A 25,622-nucleotide genomic window follows, 5' to 3' on the forward strand; every position below is an offset into this window, starting at 1 on the left:
CAGTGGTCAGTAGTCAGTGATAACTAATGACAAAATTACAATAACCCTTCCAGTTGGCGACGAATGCTGTCTAAATCAGAATTAGCAATTTCTGGGACAGATGGACTGGGAGGAAATAAGTCTTCCTTAGTATCCTCTATTTCTGGTTCGGCTTGCCAATCGGTTTGTTCGACGTTCGTTTCCGGGGGAATGACTAATTCACTGTTTTCGGGAACAAGTTCCCAAAAATAGCCAGTGCTTTCGCAAAATTCCTTGACATCATCAGCATTCATCATCTCCACTGTGGGGATAGCGAAGTCTTGAGCTTCTAACATTAAAGCAAAACGGGTGGCATCGTCTTCTGACTCAAACATGAGGATTTTATTGCCTTCTAACCCTTGAGCATTGCTAATCCGAATGCTGTGAATCCCCTCATTATCAGTACCAGCGTTAAAAATCAGTACAAAAACACGCATTATTCATCCTTTGATCGGTTCTCTAATTTATATTAAAGTTTTCGGCTGTTTATCCACGAAAGTTACAGATCATTTTTGTGCATTTGTAGAAACTCAGTGATGAACCAAAAGATATAATTGGCAACTTTGCGAAAACTTAATCTGTAATTTTTGTTCCCAGACCGTTATACTCTAATAGTTAAACATAAAAGTCAAAATTAATTTATATTCCCAGCCCCATAGATAAATCTCAGTATTGTATTGTGCCATTAGTTATTATTTTGCCAGGTATATGGTAGTTAAAGAGTGAAAACCTATGTCTAACTCTTCTAGTCAAAATTCTCGTTCCGTCAACTCTGGATTCAAACGCCTGTGGTTGATGATTTTCAGTCGCGGTGGTATGACTGTAGGTGCTTTGTTGCTGTTGGGAGTGATTGGTGGTATTTGGCGATTACGAAATTTTGTTTACCAGGAATTAGTACCATTAGCCAGCGAAAGTTTAACTACTACACTTAACCGTCCTGTAAAACTAGGTGCAGTTGAGTCTTTTTCACTGAATGGAGTAAAATTTGCTGCTTCAGAAATACCTGCTACACCCACAGATCCAGATAAAGCAAATATCAAAGCAGTAGAAGTGGGATTTGATCTGGGGAAGTTAGTTATTAACCGCAATCTTCAATTAGATGTAACTTTAGTTAACCCAGAGATTTATGTTCAACAGGATAATCAAGGCAGTTGGTTAAGTACAACTATAGCGCCAGAAAAGGGTGGGGGACTGATCAAGACTGATTTGAATAGGTTGCGGTTTCGTAATGGTAATTTAGTGTTAGTCCCGAAAGGCAGTGGAGAGAAAAAAAATTCTGAACTTGTGCCTGTAGGATTTTCAGAGATTAATGGCACGGCTAAACTCCTCAATAAAAATAAACGGATTAAATTAGATTTGGTGGGTAAGTCCGTAAGCGGGGGTGATATTTCCATAGCTGGAGATTTAATTCCTCAGAAGACTTTAGCAGGAGATTTTCGCTTGCGATCGCAAAACCTCCTTGCCGCAGATATTACCAAAATTGTTACTTTACCACTGAATTTACAAACAGGTAGAGTCAGTGGTGATTTGCAAATTAAGGTGACACCAAATCAAAAAACCTTATTATACGGTAATACTTCGATCACAGGGGTGACAGCACAAATCCCCAAAATCCCGCAACTATTAAACAATAGTCAGGGGAATCTTATTTTTGATGGACTGCTAATTACACTAGATAATATAGTTACCAGCTACGGAAAAATACCTGTTATAGCATCAGGAACGATTGATCAAGAAGCAGGATTTAATTTAAAAGGGCGTGTGAATGCGGTAAGTTTGGCCAATGCCCAATCAACCTTGAAAGTCAAGTTACCAGTACCTGTGAGTGGTATAGCTCAAGCCGATGTACAGATATTAGGAGATATTGCTCAACCAGTGCTATCGGGGACTGTGAGTAGCTTAAAAACTGCCCGGATTGATCAAGTTGATTTTCAGCAAGTTAGGAGTAAATTTCAGCTAATAAGTAGTAAATCGCTGTTGAGTATTACGGATATTTACGGAAAAACTACTTATGGGGGCGAAGTGAAAGGTGGGGGAACAATTAAACTCGGTGAAGTACCCCAACTGAATTTTCAACTACAAGCCGCAAATATTCCTGGAGATGCGATCGCTCAAGTATATAATCTCAAAACAGGATTTCCCATTGGCCAGATGACAGCCACCGCAGAAATCAAAGGTGTGGCTGATGATACCCGAACTGTAGTAAAATGGCAAGCGCCTCAAGCCAAATACCCCGCCACGGGTGCAACTATTATTAATCCTGACCAAACAGTTTCTTTCCGTGATATCCTTGCAGACTTTGGTGGTGGTGTGGTCAGGGGTAGTGGGACTTATGCTAATGGGCGTTGGCAAGCTTTAGCTCAAGCTAGTAAGATCAAATTAACGTCTTTGGTTGACCAAAAACAACAGGAAAATATTTCTCTAGCTGGGTCAGAATTTAATGGTCGTCTACGTTTATCAGGAAGTTCCTCACCATTTGCCATCGAAACAATTATTCCTGAAAATGCCAATGTGAATATTGCTGGTGGTAACGTTAATATTTCCCAAATCCAGTTACGAAATCAAAATTTTACAGCCCTGTTAGTCGGTAAAGGTTTACGTCTTAGCAAAATATTAAAACAAGCTAACCCGGTTTTAAATAATCCCCTGGCTGGTAATTTCATGATTGCCGGTAATCTGGAAAATTTTAACCTGCAAACCTTCACAGGGCTGGGTGAAGCTGTTCTCTCTGTGGGTGGGGGAACAATTAAAGCCGCCAATATTCAAGTTGCCCAAGGTCGCTATCAGACGAAAATTCAAGCTGATAATGTACCTTTGACAAAGTTAGCCTCTGTACCTCCGGAATTGTCGGGTATTTTGGCTGGTCAGTTGCAAGTAGCAGGTTCTGTAGAGTCATTCCAACCGGAAACTATTCAAGGCTTGGGTGAAGGTAGGTTAAGGCTGCCTAGTGGTCTAGTTACAGCTTCTTATATTCAATTGAATAAGGGTAATTATCAAGCATTAGTGGCTACTTCCGGGTTACAATTAAGTCGCTTCAACAAGCAGTTGAGAGGACAGTTAGGTGGAAAATTACAAGTAGCCGGAAATTTGGCTGCTACTAAATTAGCAGATATAGCTGCTGTTGGTCAGGTCAGATTTAGTAAGGGTTTGCAAGGTATGGATTCACCTCTGCAAGCAAATATTGGTTGGAATGGCGAGAAGTTGACTATTGATAGTTCTAATAACCCTAATTTTCAAGCTAAAGGTTATGTATTAGCCAATGCCCAAACTACAGGAATCCCCGAATTTACGGAATTGAATCTGAATGTCCAGGCTAAAAATTATAGTCTTCAACAGTTGCCCGTGAATATCCCTAATATGGTAGATATTGCTGGTAATTTAGATTTTAATGGCCAGTTGACAGGAAAACCCACAGCACCAAATATTATTGGTAAATTGGGATTAAGAGATTTAAAAGTACAGGAATTTGCTTTTGAGCCATTGTTAACTGGTAACATTAATTCTGTATCAGGACAAGGGTTAAGTTTAGATATTACCGGACAAAGCGATCGCATAGCAGTTAACCTAGATGGTAAAAACAGTCCCCAATCCTTTCTAGTCCAGTGGCAACAAGCCTTATTATCAGGTGTAGCCAAAGGGGTTGATTGGCAGATGGATTTGGCTAATTTTCCCTTACAAGCATTAAATATAGCCTTACCGGAGAATACGCCTTTAAGTCCGGGGAGAGTGACAGGATTATTAACAGGAGACTTGCAACTTAATTTGCAGACATTAGCCACAGCCGGGAAGATAGCCATTGACAACCCAGAACTTGGTCGTATTAAAGGCGATCGCTTTACAACCCAATTCAGCTACAATAACGATACAGCCCTCCTCAACAATAGCGAATTTCTCAAAGGTGACAGCAAATATACCTTTGATGTCAACATTAAACAAGCAACACAAAAACCACAACTGCAAGCGAATATCAACATTGAGAAAGGCAATATTCAAGATGTTCTCGCAGCAGCCCAAATATTTGAATTGGGAGATCTACAACGTGGTTTGACAGCACCTAGCTACGGCACATCTGCGGACTTGACCACCAACTCCCAAGGATTACCAAATCAGTCTTTATTCAACCAAATTCAGCGGTTAGCAGAGATTGATATCCTCCTAGCTAATCAAGAACAAGAACGAATAGATGGTAAACCAATTCCAGATTTAATAGACTTAAAGGGAATTTTTAATGGTGATATTGCTATTAATACCGCCACAGCCGACGAACCAAGCATAACATTTAACCTCGAAGGCAAAAACTTTACCTGGGGTAAACCAACAGAAGTCGGTCGTTTTTATCGCGCCGAAGAAGTTATAGCTAAAGGTAGTTTTGAACAAGGAATTTTCCGGTTACAACCTTTACGAATTCAATCCCAAGAAAAGCTAATTGCTTTTACAGGTAATCTTGGTGGTAAAGAACAATCAGGTCAATTAAAAGTCAAAAATTTCCCGATTCAGCTAGTCAGAAATTTAGTAAAATTACCAGAAGGAATTGCAGGTAAACTAAATGCTACCGCAGCTTTAGCAGGTAGTATTAACAATCCTCAAGCTAGAGGAGAATTAAACATTACAGAAGGGACAATTTATCAAAAACCAGTCGAATCAGCTACTGCTAGTTTCAGCTATTCTAATGGACGTTTGAATTTTGGGAGTAATGTCTTAGGAGTAGGAAAAGAACCCGCAAATATTACTGGTAGTATTCCCTATCAATTACCCTTTGCTGCTGGAAATTCAGGAGATGATCAAATTACTCTAGATGTACAAGTTAAAAATGAAGGTTTAACACTTTTAAATCTCTTCACTAATGAGATAGCTTTTGAGAATGGAGAAGGAGAATTAAACTTAAAAGTTGAGGGAACTAAAGAAAAACCTTTAGTTCAAGGTATTGCTTCTCTGAATGATGCTACCTTTAGCGCCCAAGCTTTACCAGGAAAGTTAACAAATGTGACTGGTAGCGCCAAATTTGATTTAACCCGTATCTTTGTAGAAAGTCTCGAAGGTAGATTTAGTGATGGTAAAATTGAGGCTGTTGGTGAACTACCTATTTTTACTGCTCGAAATATTAAACTAGATAATCCGCTAACTGTAAATTTAGAACAATTAGCTTTAAATCTCAAGGGATTATATCAAGGAGGTGCTAGTGGTAATTTAGAAATTACTGGTTCTTTGATTCGACCAATAATTGGCGGGAATATAGAATTATTTGATGGTCAAGTATTATTGTCAGACTCTCAGGATGTAGATTCAGGAAATAACAAATCTAACTTATCAACTACTCAAATTGACAATCAAAATCAAGCAAACACAGAAAATAAAATTACTAGGTTAAATAATTTAGAACTGAAACTTGGTAAAAATGTGCAAATTGCTAGACCACCAGTTTTCGAGTTCCAAACTTCTGGAAATTTAATTGTGAATGGTTCTTTAACTGACCCTATTCCAGAAGGAACTATTAAGTTAACTAAAGGTGGCGTGAATTTGTTCACTACCCAATTAAATTTAGCCCGTGGTCATGAACACACTGCGACTTTTAGTAGCCGTCAACCCCGTGATCCTAATTTGGATATTCGGCTATTTGCGAAGATTCTAGATGTGGTTCAAAATAGCGACCTCAGCAGACAAGGTTCTTCCGGTTTATCAGGTTTAGAATCAGTCCGAGTAGAAGCAAGTATTGATGGTTTAGCCAGTCAAATTAATGATAATTTGGAACTCAAAAGTAATCCCTCCCGTTCAGAAACACAAATTGTCACTTTATTAGGAGGTGGGTTTGTTGATACTCAAGGCCGTGGTGATAGTACCCTGGGTTTAATTAATATTGCCGGTTCGGCTGTTTTCAGAAATTTCCAAGGTGCATTTAATCAAATTGGTGATACTATTGGTTTAAGTGAATTGAGAATATTTCCCACAGTTCTTTCGGAAAGACCTGAAGCAGGAAGAAATAACTCATCTTTAGAATTAGCGTTAGAAGCAGGAATTGATATTTCTCCGAAAATTTCTATTTCTACTATTAAAATCTTGACTGCGGGTGATCCTTTGCAATGGGGTCTTAATTACCGAATAAACAATGAATTCCGTCTTCGTTCTTCTACTAATTTAACTGATGATAGTCGGGCTGTACTTGAGTTTGAACGGAGATTTTGAAGAAGTCAGTTGTCACCCAGATTCGAGACTATTCTGATCTTCTTCCTCCTGACTCCTGAATGGGCGCAGGCCCTGCGTCCCTACCTCCTGACTTCTAGCCCTAATTTTTAATTCTTCCCTGTGGTACTAGCAAAATTTCTTGATCATCTGTTAATAAAGTCTGTGCTGCTTCTAACATAGAAGGGGCGATATCTTTTAAGTCTTCCCGATTATTTAAGTAAGTTTTCAAAGCTTCCATGGGGTCAATACTGCTACTGGCCGTTAATTCAGGAATGCGGGGTTTTGCTAATTGACTAACTAGTTCGGCTTGAATTGTGTAAGTGTGCGCTATGCTTAAAGCTTGGTGAAGGGAAGAATTATCAATTACATCTAACTGTTCTGACCGCAATTTGTAAATTAGTCGGACGACATTATCTTGAATATCATATTTAGCGATCGCTTTCAATAATGCTGTTTGCGGATCATCTTTCTTAGATAAATCTACTTCAATAGTCCGAAATACGCGCACAGGTAAGGGACAAAATTCCCAATTTACTTTCCCTTTTTCCAACTCAATCATTACATAACCTTTGTCTTCTTTCTCTTCACTAAAATCTACCCGTTCAATACTTCCAGGATAAATCACTGGTGGGTCATTGGATTTATTGAGATTTTGGTGTTTATGAACATGACCTAAAGCTACATAATCAAAACATGGTCGAGTTAACAAAGATAAAGGTAAAGTAAAACCCTTACCCACTGCTAATAAACGTTCTGCCCCTAAAGTGGCATTATCAGCCATTAAATGGGCTAAAAGCACCGTTGGTATAGTGGGGTCAAGGCGGCGAATTTCCCCTTCTATCACCACTTCTAAACGGTCTGTTAGCAGTTGATTAACTTCCGCCAAAGATGAACCCTGAGTTTCTTGACGAGTCATTAAAGTGGAACGAGTTAACCAAGGAAGAGTAATTATTTGTATATCTCCGTTCCGAGTGGAAATGCGGTGAGTCGTTAAAGTGTCACCAACTACAAATCCTGGTACGCCCAAAGTCCGGTAAATATTTAAACTTGCACCGCCTAAACCTTGGGAATGTTGGTCATGATTTCCCACTAATAAGACGGTGGGGATATCTGCATCTACTAAACGGCGGAATTGATTAGCAAAAGCTTCTTGGACATAAGGTGCAGGTGTGGCATTCGGAAAAGCATCACCACCAAATAAAACTAAATCTACATTATCAAGTAGCGCCCGGTCAATACACAAAGATAATGTTTTAACAAAATCTTCTAACCGTGTATTTAATCCTGTGGCTGAATTAATTCGTCCGTGGCAAAAACCGCTACCAATATGGATATCTGAAAGGTGGAGGATTTTCATAATTTTTCAGTGCTTATTAGTCATTATAACATCCTGAAAATCCCAACTTCCCAACAAACAATCACATCCTATAAATCCTCATGACATATTCTATCTTTTTTATTGAACCACGAAGAAGCGAAGGACACGAAGGTAAGAGGTTACAAAGATACTCTATATGGGTAGTTTAATCCTGTAAATCCTGATTCAGACAGAAAAATTCTGAATTTTGAATTACCGAAATTTGTCCTAATTCAGACAATATTGTGCTAAAATATAAGTTGTAAAAAATCATATTTTCAAAATTATGATCTTACAAACATGGCAACAATCTCATTCTCAAGAATTACAACAAGTTACCGAAACATTAGCAAAAATAACTCAACTTCCAGCAGAAGCAGTTAAACCTCATCTTGATGCAATGCTAGAACAATTAGTTAAAACTACAAAACTTCCGTTTTATCAAACAGTTTCCGATGAAGAATGGATTACAGCACTAAATGAATGGAGTTCTAGTCATACAAAAAATACACCTATTTTATCTGACTACGCTGTAAGTCGAGCAGGTATTTATGAAGAAGAGGAAATATAGTGGCATATTTAATTGATACTAATATCATTTTGATAATAGCACAACCACATCATCCAATGTGTGCTGAATCTTTAAATGCCCTTGCTACACTCCGAAGAAAACAAGAAACTTGTTATTTAACACATCAAAATTTAGTAGAATTTTGGCGTAGTGCTACTCGTCCTGTAGAAAAAAATGGCTTAGGATTGAGTTTAATTGCAGCAGAAGCAGAACTACAAAAATTAGAAAATTTCTTTCCTATATTACCAGATATACCGGAAATTTATCAGCATTGGAAACAGATTGTAATGGAATACGGTGTGATGGGTGTCAATGTTCATGATGCAAGATTAGTAGCAGTTATGTTTGCTAATCAAATAACTCACCTTCTTACTTTCAATATGAGTGACTTTAAACGCTATGAAAATAAAATTACCCCAGTACATCCAAATACTTTATTAATCTGATGAATATCAATAAGTAGGTGGACTTTTCTTCACATACCTTTAAATTTTTCTGTTCACAAAAAAGGTGCGTTACGCGATCGCTAACACACCCTACTTTGAGAATTAAATGTGAATTCCACACTCGGTTTTTTCGCTTCCGCGCCAACGTCCAGCGCGTTCGTCTTCACCGTCGGCTACTTTGGTGGTAATGGGTTCGTCACCAATACTAGGATAACCTTCGTCATGGAGAGGATTGTAAATTACTTTATGTTCGGCTACATACGCCCAGCTTTGTTTGCGGGTCCAAGTAGCTAGGGGGTTAATTTTTAATCTTCCCTTACCATCTAATTCAAATACGGGCATAGTAGCACGAGTAACGGCTTGATCACGACGGCGGCCTGTAATCCAAGCAACGGTGTTGAGTTCGTCTAAACCCCTCAGCAGTGGTTCGATTTTGGTAATGTCGTGGAATTTAGCAATATCTGTATCCCAAAGGGCTTCGCCGAATTTAGCAGCGAAGGCTTCACGGCTATTGACATCTGGTGTTTTATAGGTTTGTAAATCTAGGTTATAGATTTCTTTGACTTTAGCAACCAATTCTAGGGTTTGGGGGAAGTGATAGAGAGTATCAAGGAAAATTACAGGGGTGGGATGCTCAAGTATGGTATAGAGGATATGTGTCAAGATAATGTCATCAACATTAAAGGCGCTAGTTTGTACCAGTCCTGTGGGAATATTCTGAACAGACCAGGCTAAGATTTCTGTAGGGCTTGCGGTTTCAAATTGTTGATTTAGTGCTGCTAAGTCAAATGTGGTAGAAGCTGTCATGATATTTCTCTAAACAAAGATTTTTTACCTTTTATTAAATTTAATATTATCGTATCCAGGTACATATCCCGCCTGACTTAACCAGAAGCAAAAGCAGTTGAGGTGAAAAAACACCTGTTTCCTGTCACTTATTTCCTGTCACCTAATTGTGTACTATTTTAATTGCAAGTCTGTTTAAGGATTCATCCCATGCAACAGTTACTGAAGCAATTATTTAGTAATCAAAAATACGTTACTCGTCTAATTTTACCAGTATTGGTAATGATAATGGCGACTTCGCTGTTTGTCTTACCTGCTGCTGCTACTGGTGTATACGAAATACCCAGTCTCACAGCAGATACTTGGATTTTAGATCAAGGTGATGTGATTAGCCGATTGAATGAAGGTCAGATTAGCAAGACTTTCAAGGATTTGGCGCAGGAAACTGGTAATGAAGCCAGAATTGTGACTATTCGCCGCCTTGACTATGGGGAAACACCGGAAAGTTTTGCGAAAGGACTATTTAGTAAATGGTTTCCGACGGCAGAAGCACAAGCTAATCAAGTATTGTTACTAGTAGATACTGTTACTAATGGAACTGCTTTGGTTAGTGGTAATCAAGTCAAATCTCTATTGACTGATTCTATTGCTCAAAGTGTGGCGGAAGAAACATTGGGTACAGCGTTGCGTGATGGTAATAAATATAACCAAGGTTTTTTAGATGTGAGCGATCGCTTGGTTGCTGTTTTGTCTGGTAAACCAGATCCAGGTCCACCAGAAATCATAGAAACTGTCAAGGTGGAAGGAACTTTCACAAAAGCCGAAGAAACTGATCAAGGTAATGCAACTGCTTGGGTTGTAGGGCTGTTAATTGCAGCTACTGTCATTCCCATGGCAACATATTATCTTTACCAAGTGTTTCAACCTTCAACTCCAGAATCTGGGGAGTAGGGGGAAGGGGGCAGAGGGGCAGGGGAGCAGGGGAGCAGAGGAGCAGAGGAGCAGAGGAGCAGAGGAGCAGGGGGGCAGGGGAGCAGGGGGGCAGGGGAGCAGGGGGGCAGAGGAGCAGGGGGGCAGGGGAGCAGGGGGGCAGAGGAGCAGGGGAAGTAGGGGAAGTAGGGGAGAAAAATATTTGCAACGGACAACGGACAACGAACAACGGACAACGGACAAAAAGACTTTCTCAGCAATCCCTATTTAAAAATGCTTGAATTTGGTTGACAAATTCTACTAATTCTGTTAACAATGCGGATGCACCTGCACAAGTTTGTTTTTTACTCAGTTGTTCCAATTTAGCTGCGGCATTTTGCATGGTTGTTGCACCAATATTAGCACTAGAACCTTTAATATAATGAGCTTCCCAGGCAATTTTCTGAAAGTCGTTGGCGATAATTGCGGCTTTGATTTCTTCTAAATGAGATTGGGTATTTTCTGTAAACATTTTTAATAGTTCAAACTCAAATTCTGGGTTATTTTCAGAAAGTTGATGTAGATATTCCCAGTCAATTGGTATGTCAAAATTACTGTGATTGACTGGAGAATTTGTTACTTCAGAAATATTTATTTCTTGTTGTGTAAGTATTTTGTGACTCCAATTTTCTAACATTGCAGCTAATTTATCTTTAACTACTGGTTTACTTAAATAGTCATCCATACCCGCATCTAAACACCGTCTTTGGTCTTCCTTCATGGCATTAGCTGTAATTGCAATAACTACAGGTTGGCGATGTTTAGGAAAAGAACTAAGGGGACGAAGCCGAATTGCTTTAGTGGTTTCCAAACCATCAAGAATTGGCATTTGACAATCCATGAAAATTAAATCGTAGGAAATTTGATCTAATAACTGTAATACTTCTTGTCCATTAGCTACTATATCCGCTTGATATCCTAGACTATATAGTTGTTTGAGAAAAACTTTTTGATTAACTAAATTATCTTCTGCCAAAAGTAATTTTAATTTAGATTTATTCTCTTTAGTGGTTTTTTCGCCTAATAATTTAATAGATTTATGCTCAATTTTATAAGGTTGAGGCATATCTGATTTTGATTGCTTCGCTAAGATATTCATAATTGTATCCAGCAGCCGGGAAGGCTTGACAGGTTTAACTAAATAACTAGTGAAGCCTATATTTAATGCTCGTTTTACTTCATCTCTTTGATTAGTAGAAGTCAACATAATTAAAGGGGTATGAGCGATCGCTGGATTACCCTTAATTTGTACTCCCAATGTCATGCCATCTACATCAGGCATTTGCATATCAATGACGGCGATATCATAGGGAATTTGTGCTTCTACAGCGGCTGTTAAGGCTGCCAATCCAGCAATTGCCGAATCAGCTTCATCTACCTGCATTCCCCAACGGGTAGCTTGGTGGTGGAGAATTTTTCGATTGGTAGCATTGTCATCTACTACTAATAAGCGTCGTTGACTGAGAAGATGATAATCTTGATTTTGAGAAACAGATTCAGGTTGTTTAGTAAAAGGTAATTCAAACCAAAAATTAGAGCCTTTACCAATTTGACTGTTAATGCCTATTTCTCCTCCCATTAATGTTACTAATTGTTGACAAATTGCTAATCCCAAACCTGTACCACCATATTTACGGGTAATAGAAGCATCAACTTGAGAGAATGGTTGAAAGAGTTTATTTTGATCTTCAGGAGTAATTCCAATTCCTGTATCTATCACAGCAAAATTAATGGTAGCGGCATGATAGTTTTCTGAGGTTAATTCTACACTGATAATTACTTCGCCTGTGGTGGTAAATTTGATAGCATTACCCATTAAATTCATTAAAATTTGGCGAAGACGACTAGCATCTCCTTGGAGTTGTGTAGGAATATTAGCAGGAATTAAGGCGGCTATTTCTAATCCTTTATGATGAGCTTGGGGTGCTAACAATTCTAAAATTTCTTCAATGCAAGTAGATAGATCAAAATCTAGAGTTTCCAGGAGCATTTCTCCAGCTTCTAGTTTAGATAAATCCAAAATCTCGTTAATTAGACATAGCAGAGCATCACCACTAACACGAATTGTTTCTACAAAATCTTGTTGTTCGGGGTTGAGGGGAGTTTCTAATAGTAAGCCTGTCATTCCCAAAACGGCATTCATGGGAGTACGAATTTCATGACTCATATTCGCCAGAAAACTACTTTTGGCTTGAGAAGCTAACTCGGCTTGATGTCGAGCTATTTCTAGTTCTTGACGTTGATGAGTTTCGGCTTCTAGTAGTTTAGCTTGAGCTAAAGCAATACCTATTTGATCCGCAAGCGATCGCAATAATTCTGTTTCCCAACTATTCCAATGACGGGGTTGAGTACACTGGTGAGCAATCAACAATCCCCAAAATTGATCTTTCAGAAAAATGGGAATCACAAGGTTAGCTTTGACTTGAAATCTTTCTAATAGTTGCCGATGACAAGGTTGGATGTTAGCTGTTTCTATATCATTAATGCTGGTAATCCATCCTTGACGATATTTATGGACGTGTTTTTCTATAAAACAAGAATCAATAATATTCTCTCCTATGACGACAGGGATACCAGGAATTAATGCTTCTTTTCGTGCTGTTAAAGATTCATTGGCTTCTAATTCTAAGATCAGGACACGATCAGCTTTTAGTAATTTTTGAACTTCAGTAACACTGGTGTTGAGGATGTCATCAATTTGTAAAGATTCGCGGATTTTGAGGGTGATATCGGCTAGTAGTTGCGATCGCAAATTTTGCAGATTTAGTTCTTCTTCTGCCTGTTTTCGCTTAATAAATTGACCAACTTGGTTGCCAATAGACATCATTACTTGCAGCAAATCTGTATTTTCTGGCTGAATACTTTTAGTAAAGAAAACCATCACACCAATGTTTGTATTCCCACTACGAATGGGAAAACCAAAAGCTGTATGCAATCCTATTTGAGCAGCAATATCTATCCGCAGAAAATTCTGATCATTACAAACATTAGTTAGCCATACAGGTTCAAAGTTAGACCAAATCCGTCCAGGTAATCCAACTCCTGGAGCAAACGTTATTTGTCTAGTTATTTCTTCTAACTGTTTCAGTTCTGAAGATGCTTCACACCACATATCTAGATAACGAAGAACATTGTTAGATTTGTCTATAATCCAAATTTCTCCCCAATCCCAGTTCAAATTTTGACAAATTACTTTTAAGATGCGATGGGTGGCATTTTGAATATTTCTAGCTCCTGCTAAAGAACCGGTTACAGCATACTGTAAACTGAGATATTGTTCAGCTTGTTTGCGTTCACTAATATCACGAAAAACACAAATTAGTCCTCTAGATTCGAGCAATGTCAAAGAAAGTTCTTGAGTAAATGTACTACCATCTTTTCTTTTAGCTATTGTTTCACCATGCCAATAACCATTTTCTCTCAATACGGGAAAAATCTGGTCATTGAACCATGTAATATCTTCTTGATTTTTAAAATGTTCCCACTTTTGATCTAGAATTTCGGAGGCATTACTATATCCAAATATATTTATATAAGAGCTATTTACATAAATATATTTACCATCAGCATCAAGGATACCAATGCCATCATTTGCTGCTTCTATTGCTGTGATTTGTTGTTGGAGGGAAGCTTCAGACTGCTTGCGTTCAGTAATATCTATGCCTGTGCTAACAATGTATTCTATTTTATTTTCGTGATCTAGAAGAGGAGTATATGACCAAATAATTAATCTTTGTTTTCCGTCTTTGGTAATCCATTGAGTTTCGTATTCTTTTTGTCCTTTACCTAATATTAATTGCTGGAACATAGCTGAACTTGATTGTTTATCCTTCTCAGCTAAAAATACATTCCAAAAACAGCTACCTAACACTTCATCAAAGCTGTAACCTGTGGTTTGCTCACAGGCTCGATTAAAGCGGACAATTTGCCCTTGAGAATCGAGAACCATGACTAAAACGTTGGCTGTATCCAGAACGCTGGTAATAAAGTTGCGTTCTTGTTTGAGAGATTTTTCTGCCCATTTACGTTCAGTAATTTCTCTGTATATTAGGTAATAAATTATCATAAAAATAATTACACACAATCCAATCGCGATCGCTAATGCGAAAACCATATTGTGTGTATTATTGGTTAATTGTCTAGACTGCTGTTGAAATAGTTCTTTTTGTTGTTTATTAAATTCATGGATATATTCATATATATTGTTATGAGGATTTTTTTTCTGATTAGCTACAAAACTCTGCAATGCTATTTCCGCACTCTTGTTTTGGCGTAAATCAATAATTTCTTGAATTTTATATATTTTTACTGTTATCTGTTTTTCAATATTGGCAATTTTTTCCTGTGATTTTGGTTCGGATGAACTTATTTTTTTTAATACTTTAAGTTCTTGATCAATTTTATTAACTGCATTTTGATACTTTTGTAAATGAAGCTGTTCTCCTGTCAAGATATAATTCTTATGTTCATTTCCAGCAGACTGAAGATAGAATATAAGTTCTTTTTGAGAATTTATTATCTCTAAAGTTTGTTTTTGCTGATTATATATATTTATAAATCCTTGAATATTTTGATAAGAAAATATCCCAATCATCAGCAGAATGGATGATGTTAAACCAAAGTAACCGCCAATTTTGACTAAAAATTTGCGGTTGACTTTTTCTTGTTGTTGACGTTCTTTATTTACCAGCAGTAAGGAATCTAAATTGCGGCGCATTTCCAACTGCTTCATTACTTGACGGCTTAATATATGCAATGCGTCCAACTGTTGATTTGTCAGTTCTCTTGGCACATTATCAATTACACACAGCGTTCCTAAAGCGTAACCTTCGGCATTAATTAAAGGTACACCTGCATAAAACCGGATATTAGGCTCGGATGTTACTAGGGTATTATTAGCAAATCTGGGATCAAGAGAAGCATTAGGAACAATAAAAATATCTTTTTGGCCAATAGCATGATTACAAAAGGCAATTTCACGAGGCGTTTCTGAAGTTGTTAACCCAATTTTAGACTTAAACCACTGACGATTTGTATCAATCAAAGTTACTAAGGCTATAGGAGTTTCACAAATATAAGCAGCTAAACGAGTTAGCTCATCAAAAGCAACTTCAGGTGGAGTATCAAGAATCTTGTACTGCAAAAGTGCGTCTATTCTTGCGGCTTCATCATTAGACAATGATCCTTTCATATTATAATTTTGTTGTTATTTAAAGTGATAGAATTGTAGTAAATTAAAAATAATGCCAATCACAGGCTACATCAACAAAATTGATATTGTGTAAATCTTTTGTGAAATTGGGACTAATTGGTTTATTTCCGCTGTGATGTACTCTTTATTCTTAAATCTTTGGTGTCATCTTGAGAATAATTAGTAATATTATTTAATGCTTTTTAAGCACAATTTACAGTTTATATTGTTTATTTCTAACTAATTGTCAATAATTTCCATTTATTGACAATTAATAAAAAGTTATTAAATCCTGAAACTATGGTCAATCAACACTTGCAGACTATTTTCTTCCGTTGAACTCAGGTATTAGCTTTTAACCAGATGTCCACACTCACCCTGAGAGGGGAGTGTGTGGTGTACGTCATCTAAATTAGCGTATTCATCACAGAAGAAGGTGCTACCCCATTTTGCGAATCATTGGTATTTAAGTTTTGTGGTTGTATCTCCTCATCAATTACACCACGTAGCTTAATTAACTTGATAGCTCGGTTGACACTTTCTGGCAAAATTACCACCAAACTTCCATCAGGAGCCATGTCTAAGGCTTTGTTGATAGCTTGGGTTTCATCCAAGACAGATTCATAACGACTATTAGGTTGACCTTGGGTGATGCCTGTAGTAATCAAATCAGAAGCTGAACCACGGGGTCGGCCTCTAGTATCATCATCTTCTTTAACAATGATGTAGTCAAAGATATCTGCTGCTAACTTACCTAGCATGATAAAATCTTCGTCACGGCGATCGCCCGGACCACCAACTACACCAATGCGTTGTCCTGTAGTCCAATTGCGGACAAATGATCCCAAAGCCTCGTAACTAGCAGCATTATGGGCATAATCTACCAAAGCATGGTATTTACCCAAATTAAACAAATTCATTCGTCCTGGTGTTTGACTTACAGAAGCACGAAAACTCCTTAAACCGGAGCGAATTTGTTCAATGGTGACATTCTCTACAAACGCAGCCAAACTAGCAGCTAAAGCATTAGCAATCATAAATGGCGCTCTTGCACCCATTGTCAAGGGAATATTTTCGGCTCTTTCGATCCGGTGTGTCCAATCACCTTTGACAATTGAGAGATAACCATGTTCATAAACTGCTGCCACTCCTCCCTTCTGGATATGCTTTCTTACCAGTTCTGAGTCGGGGTTCATAGTAAAGTAAGCAATATTAGCCTTAGTTTTCTCTGCCATAGCAGCAACGCGATGATCATCGGCATTGAGAACGGCATAACCATCAGGGAATACAGCTTCTGCAACTACACTTTTGAGATGAGCTAATTGTTCAATGGTATCTATATCGCCGATGCCCAGATGGTCAGCAGATACATTTAATACCACACCTACATTAGCATTTTCAAATCCCAGCCCAGAGCGAAGAATACCACCACGTGCCGATTCTAATACTGCTACTTCTACAGTCGGATCTTGGAGGATAACATGGGCGCTTTGTGGACCAGTATTATCTCCTGCTTCTACTAAGTAATCACCAATATAAGTACCGTCTGTAGTCGTATATCCAACCACCTTTCCTGTCTGCTTGTAAATGTGAGCTAACAATCGGGTAGTAGTGGTTTTGCCATTTGTGCCTGTGACTGAGAGGATAGGAATCCGGCTGGCTTGTTCGTTGGGGAATAGCATATCCATGACTGCGCCGGCGACATTACGGGGAATGCCAATGCTGGGGGCGACGTGCATTCGGAAACCGGGTGCAGCGTTGACTTCAACAATGACACCATCTAGTTCCCGTAAAGGGCGGCTAATATCCGAAGTCACAATATCTATTCCCGCCACATCTAAACCGATGATTCTGACTACCCTTTGAGCTAACCAAAGGTTTTCTGGGTGAATTTCGTCTGTGCGATCTACGGCACTACCACCTGTGCTGAGGTTAGCTGTGGCTCGGAGATAGCACATTTCCCCTTGGGGTGGCACACTATTGATTGTGTACCCTTGTCTCTCTAGTAGCTGGTAGCTGTTACGATCTAGTTCAATCTTTGTGAGAACATTATCATGACCGTCACCACGATTGGGGTCTTGGTTTGTTTCTTCAATTAGTTCTGCAATAGTAGATTTACCATTACCTACGACATGGGCAGGAATGCGTTCTGCTACGGCTACTACCTTGCCATTTACAACCAATACTCTATGGTCACGGCCAACATAATATCGTTCGACAATGATTGAGCGAGAAACTTGTCTAGCCATCTCATAAGCGGCTTCTGCGTCTTCCCATTTTGTGATATCAATGGTGATACCCCGGCCATGATTACCATCTAATGGTTTAATCACGATGGGATAACCACCGACATATTCAATGGCTTCTTCCAAATCATCAAAGAAATTGATGACTGTACCTCTAGGAACTGGTACACCATTGGCATCTAGAATCCGTTTCGTGGCTTCTTTATCACAAGCTAGTTCAACGCCCAGAATGCCTGTGTTATGGGTCATTGTGGCCTGAATCCGTTTTTGATGGACACCATAGCCCAACTGAATCAGAAACCTAGCTGGTAAGGGCATCCAAGGAATACCTTTTTTTTCGGCTTCTTTAATGATTGCTTCTGTTGAAGGACCCAGAGAAGCATCACGCCAAAAGTCTTTTAGGTCTTGGATATCTTGCTCTAATTCGGCTTTGGGATAACGACCACGGTCAATAATACTTTGACATAGCCTAACTGCTGCACGTCCCGCATAGCGACCCGCTTCTTCATTTAGGTACTCGATTACTACCTGAAATATTCCAGGTGTGGCAGTTTCACGGGTGCGACCGAAACCTACGTGCATTCCTGCTAATTCCTGGAGTTCCAAGGCTACGTGTTCTACTATATGGCCCATCATAGTGCCTTCTCGCACCCGCATTAGAAAACCACCACGACAACCAGGGGAGCAATAGTGACCCTCCAAACTTGGCAGCGCCTCTACTAATCCTTCATAAAAGCCAGGTATTTCATTTGAGGGCGTTTCGGCAAGGTTTTCCAGATCGAGGCGCATAACGATCAGCTTGTGGCGTCGAATGCTCCAGTAGTTTGGACCGCGTAAGGTTTGGATCTTGAGGATTCTCATGGGAATAGGTAGATGGAGATTCGGAACCAAAATTCTAGTTTCTTACTGAAATTGACCGCCAAACTGTTCTAGGTGAACAGTTTTTTCTTTTTGGATAGTATTTGGCTAAAATTTTTGGGTAAGAAGAAATTAAAGCGCGGTCAAATCAGTGTAACCTGAGATACTCTATACCGTCAGCTAGAGATGCGATGCACAGCAGGTAAAACAGTACGTTGGTAAAGATGGAAACGATCTCCGTAACTGAGGATATGTAGTCGTAAATTATGTACGGTCAAGGGTTCATTAGCACTAACGCTGGGTTCGTTGGTATGGGTAAGTTCTGTAGGGTCAACAATAGTGACGCTGCCTTTGCCCATAACTTGTAGCCAACCATCCCGTTCAAATACAGCACAAGTATCTTCGTCAATACCAATGCCTAATCGATCAGGGTGTGCAGCGATCGCACTAACAAGTCGCCCCATCCGATTGCGGTTATGGAAATGTTGATCAACTACAACTTCAGGAATAAATCCCAAGCCTGTGGCCATATCTACTAGAGAACGATTAGGTGTTTCTCCAGAGCCGCCGCCGGCGATCATGTGATGTCCCATTACCGCTGCTCCAGCACTTGTTCCTGCTAAAGTCAGTTGTCCGGCTCTTACCCGTTGGCGGATAATTTCCATGGCTGGTGTGTCGGATAGGACTCCACAAAGGCGCAGTTGGTCTCCTCCTGTCAAGAAGACACCGCTACAGGCTTCGAGGGATGCTTTAATCTCAGGATTTTCGCATTGTTCCCGTTCACGAATGTCTAAAATTTCAACCTTTTCCGCACCCATTTCTTCAAAAATGCGAATATACCTACCACCAATAATGGCAGGCTCGCGGGAGGCTGATGGAATTATTGTAATATACGCCTTGTTACCACCAGCACGAACAAAAAAAGTTCTCAGAATTTCTCGTCCATGAACTTTATCTTCTGCGCCTCCGATAACCAGAACGGCGGTTTTAGTTGCTTGGGGTGTCCTCATTTCCAGCGATTTAACTTCTAACTGCGGCATTATGTTTCTGCTTGAGGGAGTCAACAACTTCAGGTTAATTAAACAAGGTTTTCTACTTGTTAATTTTTGCCCTTTGCTTGGTGTGAGAAGACACTGCTTTAAGGTTAAGATGCCTCAATTGTGTCTTTCTCATAGCCAGCGCCTTATTTTTTACCTATCCACTTTTCTAGGGAGCTTTCATAGTGCTAGGGTAAATATAATTCCCTTTTAGACTTAGGGTTTAGCCTGTCTTGACACTTTTACTTCTGGGGCTAGCTGGATGCATCCTTTGAAGTTGTTAACTCTGGTGGGATTATTAATTTAAATTTAGTGGTGACAATATTTAAACATAAATTAAGTAATTAGAAAAACTTTTGATCTCTCTAAAGAACTAGAAGTTTTGGTACTTTTAGATACTATTGGCAGATTTTTGCGCTATTTTTAGTGGTTTCATGGCTTACGCCACGGGGCGCTATCAGTTATTGTGTTTGCTAGGTATCTACCCTTAAAATTAGTTCTATCGAATACGAATTACTGTGCGTTTTGATATAGTTACACTTTTTCCTGACTGTTTTACGTCAATTCTCAATTCTGGTTTATTGGGTAAGGCCTTAGCTAAACAGATTGCTCAAGTACATCTGATTAACCCCAGAGACTTTACCACCGACAAGCACCACAAGGTAGATGACGAACCCTATGGTGGTGGTGTAGGAATGCTGATGAAACCAGAACCGATCTTTGCCGCTGTGGAGTCTTTGCCGATTATACCCCGTCGAGATGTGATTTTGATGAGTCCCCAAGGACAAACGATTAACCAGCCCTTGCTGCGCGAATTAGCCACAAATTACGACCAATTAATTGTCATCTGTGGTCATTATGAAGGGGTAGATGACAGAGTTCTAAATTTAGTGACTCGGGAAATATCTTTGGGCGATTTTATCCTCACTGGAGGAGAAATTCCCTCTATGGCTTTGATTAACGGTGTGGTACGTCTCCTCCCCGGAACTGTGGGAAAGGAAGAATCTCTGAAAACGGAAAGTTTTGAAGAAGGTTTATTAGATTTTCCTCAATACACCCGTCCTGCTAATTTTCGCGGTTGGCAAGTTCCAGATGTGCTACTAAGTGGTAATCATGCAGCGATCGCTCGTTGGCGCTGTCAACAACAAATAGAGCGCACAGCTTTCCGTCGTCCCGATTTGCTGAAAAAATGGCAAGAGGAGAGGGAACAGGTGACAGGTGACAGGTGACAGGTGACAGGGAGCAGGGGAGCAGGGGAGTAGGGGAGGAAAATATTCTTTTGCAACTGACAACGGACAACTAACAACTAACAACTAACTATGAACATCAGAATTGGTAACGGGTACGATATTCACAGATTGGTGAGCGATCGCAATTTAATTCTAGGCGGTATTCACATTCCCCATGAACTCGGTTTGTTAGGACATAGTGATGCTGATGTTCTCACACACGCCATCATGGACGCAATGCTCGGCGCGTTATCATTAGGTGATATTGGCCATTATTTCCCCCCGACAGATCCCCAATGGGCTGGGGCTGATAGTCTTGTACTATTAGAGCAAGTCCATCAGCTAATTCGGGATCAAGGTTGGAAAATTGGCAATATTGATTCTGTTGTTGTTGCAGAACGTCCAAAATTAAAACCCCATATTTCTAAAATGCGGGATAAATTAGCAGCAGTTTTAGAAGTAGAACCCAATCAAATTGGTGTCAAAGCTACTACTAATGAAAAATTGGGTCCCACTGGCAGAGAAGAAGGGATTTGTGCTTATGCTGTAGTTTTGTTGGTGGGGAGTTATTAGTTAAATTATTTACTGAACTAGAGGAAACAAAGATATGTCTATCAAATTTTCTGATAATATTCCACAATATGTCCCTTTTCGGAACAGGAATGAAAATATTGTTTTATTTTTTGAAACAAAAGCCGAAAAACTAAACACTATTTTCAGACAGAATGCTATTTCTCAATTGAAAACACACTACTTGCAGAATATTAAACAGGATATCACAAAAGATATTCCTTTCGGTATGTTAGTTGATTTGGAAGAAATTAACATTTTCTCATTGACAGAAGAGCAAAATATCAAAAATTCAATATCGTTGAAAACAAATGATATACTCAGCACCTATGATCCGGAATTTAGTCACAAAAGAATATTTAATTTTCATCTAGAAACTCTTGTTCAATCTTGGCTCAGAGATTTAGCATATCATTGGAATTTGGATAGTCCACCGGCATATGATGAAATAGCCAAAATTGGTTTGTTGTCATTAATAGAAGGAGAAGAACATACTTACATAATCAGAAATTGAGTAACATATTTACACTTACATACTTTTGATTAGGTTATTAGGAAAATTCAGTGCTTATACTATACATAGAGACTAATATTATCATGGCTGTCGCCAAAGGAAGAGACTTAGAAGCAGAAAAGTTACTGCGTGATTCTCATCCATCAATACGTATAGTCATACCTGCTATTTGTTATATTGAAGCCATTAATACATACAGGAAGGTTAAGGAATATCAATTAAAATTCCAAGCAGAAATGGATAAACAACTTAACGAATCAATACGTGATCAAACATCTATTCATGCTAAATCTTTTTCTCGGCATTTACAAAAAGCATCAATTGAAAACACACTATTATTAAATGATATCCAAAACCGTTTCTCGGAAATCATAAATTTACTAATTGAAAGTGCAGAAAATATAAATTTTAATGGCAGCATAATTAAGACAATTTCAGAGCAAGTTTTCCTGGAGAAAGAAACATTATTTATAAAGAATGATCTGATGGATAACTTGATTTTACAAAGTATTCTTGATCATGCAGATCAGCATCCTAATGAGCGAAAAGTATTCCTAAGTGGTAATACTAAGGACTTTGGGAAAAAGAATGAGAATGTGACACAAATTTTAAATAGTGCAGGTGTACAATACTTTAGCAATACCAAGGATTTTCTAGGTTGGTTAGAGTCTCAATCATCATAATTTAATTATTTTAGGTCAATAGATTATGACATTTATTAAAAATCTTCTCAATCACACAAAACGCTTTTTCTTAATTATCACACTCCTGTCATTTACAGGGATTTCAATTACTGGCTGTAACCTCTCTCAATTTAAAACTAATGCAACTCAAGTACCGCAATTAGTAAATAGCATTCTTAGTGATCCTAAAACCTTTAACTATGCTCTCAGTTCTGAATCTCCCAATATTTTTGGTTATACTTATGAAGGATTAATTAACCAAAATCCTATTACGGGTAAATTAGAACCAGCTTTAGCTGAATCATGGCAGGTTTCTGATGATAAATCAAAGATTATTTTTACCATGCGTGAGGGGTTAAAATGGTCTGATGGAAAACCACTGACTGTAGATGATGTGGTATTTACATATAACAATGTTTATTTGAATGAAGCTATACCAACAGATATTAGAGATATATTGAGAATTGGTAAAAGTCGCAAATTTCCTAATGTCAAAAAACTAGATCAGCGTCGAGTTGAATTTAGTGTACCAGAGCCTTTTAGACCTTTTTTACAAAATGCTAGTGCAGCTATTTTACCAGCCCATGCACTCAGAAAATCAATAGAAACTAAAGACCAAGATGGGAAACCAGAGTTTTTATCAAAATGGGGTGTTGATACTCCACCAGCAGAAATTGTTGTCAACGGACCTTACAAACTAGAAAGGTATGATACGAGCCAACGGATAATTTTTCGCCGTAATCCCTATTATTGGCGTAAAGATGATCAGGGTAATTCTCAACCCTATATTGAACGAATTATTTGGCAAATTGTCGAATCAACAGATACTTCCTTATTGCAATTTCGTTCTGGTGGATTAGATTCGGTAGGTGTTTCACCTGATTACTTTTCTTTGTTAAAAGTACAAGAGAAACAGGGAAATTTTCAAATCTATAATGGTGGTCCTAGTGCTACTACAAGTTTTATTTCTTTAAATTTGAATAAAGGTAAAAGAGATGGTAAGCCACTTGTTGATCCTGTGAAATCTCGTTGGTTCAATACTGTAGAATTCCGCCAAGCGGTAGCTTATGCTATTGATAGACAAACGATGATCAATAATACCTTTCGTGGTTTAGGACAACCGCAGAATTCACCAATCTCTGTCCAAAGTCCATACTATCTTACACCAGAAAAAGGATTAAAAGTTTATAACTATAACGTAGAAAAAGCTAAGGAATTATTAATTAAGGCTGGGTTTAAATATAATTCTCGAAATTTACTAGAAGATCAGCAAGGAAACCAAGTCAGATTTACTTTACTGACAAATGCTGGTAATAAAATTCGGGAGTCAATGGGTTCGCAAATTAAACAAGATTTGAGTAAAATTGGTATTCAAGTGGATTTTACTCCTTTGGCCTGGAATACCTTTATAGACAAGTTATCTAATACTTTAGATTGGGATGCTTGTTTAATAGGTTTAACGGGTGGATTAGAACCAAATGATGGGGCTAATGTTTGGTCTCCTGATGGGGGATTACATATGTTTAATCAAAAGCCTCAAGCAGGACAAAAGCCAATCCAAGGAAGAGAAGTTGCTGATTGGGAGGTGAAAATTCATGAACTTTATATTCAAGGCGCACAGGAATTTGATGATGGGAAAGTGAAGGAAATTTATGCAGAAAGTCAAAAATTAACACAGGAGTATTTACCATTTATTTACTTGGTTAATTCCTATTCTCTATCTGCAATCAGAAATCGTTTTCAAGGAATCCAATATTCTGCTCTTGGTGGTGCTTTTTGGAATATTCATGAAATAAAAGTGATAAAGTAGGTGATAATTAATATTTGTCAGTTATTAAATTGCTGTGACTCAACCTGAAACTTTGCGATCGCTCTTAGAATCGGTCGCTAATGGTAAAATTACCCCAGAGATAGCATTCGACTCACTCAAAGATTTAGCTTATGAATCTGTAGGTGAGTTCGCAAAAATAGACAATCATCGTCAATTAAGAACAGGTTTCCCGGAAGTAATTTGGGGACCGGGTAAAACACCTGATCAAATTTCTCAAATTATGGAAGTAATGCGTCACCGTACTTCTGTGGTTATGGCTACCCGCATTGAACCACAAGTATATTCTGCATTACAAAAAAAAGTTAGAGGTATCCAATATTACGAACAAGCGCGAATTTGTGCGATCGTTCCCTCTGTGATTGAAGTCAGATTTCCTGGCAAAATTGGCATTCTTTCGGCTGGTACGGCGGATTTAGCTGTTGCGGAAGAAGCCGCTGTCACTGCTGAACTTTCTGGTTTCTCTGTACAGCGTCTTTGGGATGTAGGTGTGGCGGGAATTCACCGTTTACTGAGTAACCGTCACCTATTAGCATCATCATCAGTTTTAATTGTCGTCGCGGGTATGGAAGGGGCTTTACCTAGTGTGGTGGCGGGTTTAACAGACTGTCCAGTAATTGCTGTTCCTACCAGTATTGGTTATGGTGCAAGTTTTTCCGGTTTAGCGCCTTTATTGACAATGCTCAATTCTTGTGCTGCTGGTATAGGTGTTGTAAATATAGATAATGGCTTTGGTGCGGCGGTTTTAGCAGGACAAATTTTACGAACTTCAGAAAAATTACGCTTGGCAGCAGAAACATAGTAAACTAAAAGAGTAAAGAATAAGTAGAATCGCGGTAACTTTATATTTGATTAGTTACTTCAACTCTTTCCTACAGGTTATAAACTTTTGGTAACAGCATTATGGAATATTGGAATGATTCACTATTGCCAACACTAGGAAACTTACACGAACATCTCACTTTTCTTGCTAATTACAGTAATATTAAAGACCCGGACATTTTAGCTCAAATGCAAGGTGCTTGGAATCACTTTGTCAAAACTGGACAAATTTGGGCTATGTTTATTGGTGTAGTAGTCGGTTATTTGTTCAAAAGTTTAACTAGTTACGGTTAAAGTAATTTTAGATTTTAGATTTT

Annotated in this window: 17 protein-coding genes and 1 pseudogene; 11 read left to right on the top strand and 7 right to left on the bottom strand. The window is 38.6% G+C overall.

What is annotated here, in order from left to right; genetic code table 11:
• Positions 1-35 precede the first annotated feature (35 nt).
• Positions 36-455 carry a DUF3110 domain-containing protein gene (locus FJR04_RS19075; RefSeq protein ID WP_168497672.1) on the bottom strand — a complete coding sequence of 140 codons (420 nt, stop codon included), beginning with the start codon at positions 453-455 and terminating at the stop codon, positions 36-38.
• A 295-nt stretch (positions 456-750) separates the two neighbouring features.
• On the opposite strand from FJR04_RS19075, the gene FJR04_RS19080 reads away from it, so the two are divergent.
• Complete coding sequence (locus FJR04_RS19080; protein ID WP_168497674.1) at positions 751-6,198, top strand: translocation/assembly module TamB; 5,448 nt, start codon at positions 751-753, stop codon at positions 6,196-6,198.
• Between the two features lie 100 nt (positions 6,199-6,298).
• Here FJR04_RS19080 and sbcD read toward each other — a convergent pair whose 3' ends face one another.
• Entirely contained in the window at positions 6,299-7,558 is a 1,260-nt protein-coding gene (gene sbcD, locus FJR04_RS19085; RefSeq protein WP_168497768.1) for an exonuclease SbcCD subunit D, read from the bottom strand.
• A 283-nt stretch (positions 7,559-7,841) separates the two neighbouring features.
• Between sbcD and FJR04_RS19090 the strand changes: the two genes are divergently transcribed.
• Together FJR04_RS19090 and FJR04_RS19095 are read left to right on the top strand one after the other, a co-directional pair.
• On the top strand, positions 7,842-8,126 hold the full coding sequence (locus tag FJR04_RS19090) for a hypothetical protein (protein WP_168497676.1): 285 nt from the start codon (positions 7,842-7,844) through the stop codon (positions 8,124-8,126).
• Positions 8,126-8,572, top strand: a complete 447-nt coding sequence (locus FJR04_RS19095) for a type II toxin-antitoxin system VapC family toxin (RefSeq protein WP_168497679.1) — start codon at positions 8,126-8,128, stop codon at positions 8,570-8,572. The genes FJR04_RS19090 and FJR04_RS19095 overlap by 1 nt, the downstream gene beginning before the upstream one ends.
• A 102-nt stretch (positions 8,573-8,674) precedes the next feature.
• Here the strand turns inward: FJR04_RS19095 and cysH are convergent, their stop codons facing one another.
• Positions 8,675-9,379 (bottom strand): phosphoadenosine phosphosulfate reductase, encoded by a 705-nt coding sequence (gene cysH, locus FJR04_RS19100; protein WP_168497681.1) that lies wholly within the window; start codon positions 9,377-9,379, stop codon positions 8,675-8,677.
• 189 nt (positions 9,380-9,568) lie between these two features.
• On the opposite strand from cysH, the gene psb32 reads away from it, so the two are divergent.
• Positions 9,569-10,309 carry a photosystem II repair protein Psb32 gene (gene psb32 / locus FJR04_RS19105; RefSeq protein ID WP_168497683.1) on the top strand — a complete coding sequence of 247 codons (741 nt, stop codon included), beginning with the start codon at positions 9,569-9,571 and terminating at the stop codon, positions 10,307-10,309.
• 232 nt (positions 10,310-10,541) lie between these two features.
• Here psb32 and FJR04_RS26675 read toward each other — a convergent pair whose 3' ends face one another.
• The 4 genes and pseudogenes from FJR04_RS26675 to FJR04_RS19120 form a co-directional block, all read right to left on the bottom strand.
• Entirely contained in the window at positions 10,542-13,550 is a 3,009-nt protein-coding gene (locus FJR04_RS26675) for a response regulator (RefSeq protein WP_371718412.1), read from the bottom strand.
• A 60-nt stretch (positions 13,551-13,610) separates the two neighbouring features.
• Positions 13,611-15,518, bottom strand: a pseudogene (locus tag FJR04_RS26680) (PAS domain S-box protein); the annotation flags it as partial.
• Between the two features lie 407 nt (positions 15,519-15,925).
• Positions 15,926-18,625: a cyanophycin synthetase gene (gene cphA, locus FJR04_RS19115; protein WP_168497770.1), complete on the bottom strand. Its 2,700-nt coding sequence runs from the start codon at positions 18,623-18,625 to the stop codon at positions 15,926-15,928.
• A gap of 173 nt (positions 18,626-18,798) precedes the next feature.
• A complete protein-coding gene (locus FJR04_RS19120; protein WP_168497688.1) occupies positions 18,799-19,662 on the bottom strand; it encodes a cyanophycinase in 864 nt (287 codons plus the stop codon).
• Positions 19,663-20,177: 515 nt separating this feature from the next.
• Here FJR04_RS19120 and trmD point away from each other — a divergent pair.
• The 7 genes from trmD to FJR04_RS19155 all read left to right on the top strand — a co-directional run bounded on the left by trmD (position 20,178) and on the right by FJR04_RS19155 (position 25,599).
• Entirely contained in the window at positions 20,178-20,888 is a 711-nt protein-coding gene (gene trmD, locus FJR04_RS19125) for a tRNA (guanosine(37)-N1)-methyltransferase TrmD (RefSeq protein ID WP_168497690.1), read from the top strand.
• 90 nt (positions 20,889-20,978) lie between these two features.
• Positions 20,979-21,461 carry a 2-C-methyl-D-erythritol 2,4-cyclodiphosphate synthase gene (gene ispF / locus FJR04_RS19130; RefSeq protein ID WP_168497692.1) on the top strand — a complete coding sequence of 161 codons (483 nt, stop codon included), beginning with the start codon at positions 20,979-20,981 and terminating at the stop codon, positions 21,459-21,461.
• A gap of 34 nt (positions 21,462-21,495) precedes the next feature.
• Positions 21,496-21,972, top strand: coding sequence for a hypothetical protein (locus tag FJR04_RS19135; RefSeq protein ID WP_168497694.1), 477 nt, complete (start codon positions 21,496-21,498; stop codon positions 21,970-21,972).
• A gap of 50 nt (positions 21,973-22,022) precedes the next feature.
• Complete coding sequence (locus tag FJR04_RS19140; protein WP_168497696.1) at positions 22,023-22,655, top strand: PIN domain-containing protein; 633 nt, start codon at positions 22,023-22,025, stop codon at positions 22,653-22,655.
• Positions 22,656-22,680: 25 nt separating this feature from the next.
• A complete protein-coding gene (locus tag FJR04_RS19145) occupies positions 22,681-24,465 on the top strand; it encodes an ABC transporter substrate-binding protein (protein WP_168497698.1) in 1,785 nt (594 codons plus the stop codon).
• 34 nt (positions 24,466-24,499) lie between these two features.
• Complete coding sequence (gene larB / locus FJR04_RS19150; RefSeq protein WP_168497700.1) at positions 24,500-25,285, top strand: nickel pincer cofactor biosynthesis protein LarB; 786 nt, start codon at positions 24,500-24,502, stop codon at positions 25,283-25,285.
• Between the two features lie 101 nt (positions 25,286-25,386).
• Complete coding sequence (locus FJR04_RS19155) at positions 25,387-25,599, top strand: hypothetical protein (RefSeq protein WP_168497702.1); 213 nt, start codon at positions 25,387-25,389, stop codon at positions 25,597-25,599.
• The last annotated feature ends 23 nt before the right edge of the window (positions 25,600-25,622 follow it).

The sequence above is a fragment of the Anabaena sp. UHCC 0204 genome, assembly GCF_009711975.1.
In the GTDB taxonomy this organism is placed as follows: domain Bacteria; phylum Cyanobacteriota; class Cyanobacteriia; order Cyanobacteriales; family Nostocaceae; genus Dolichospermum.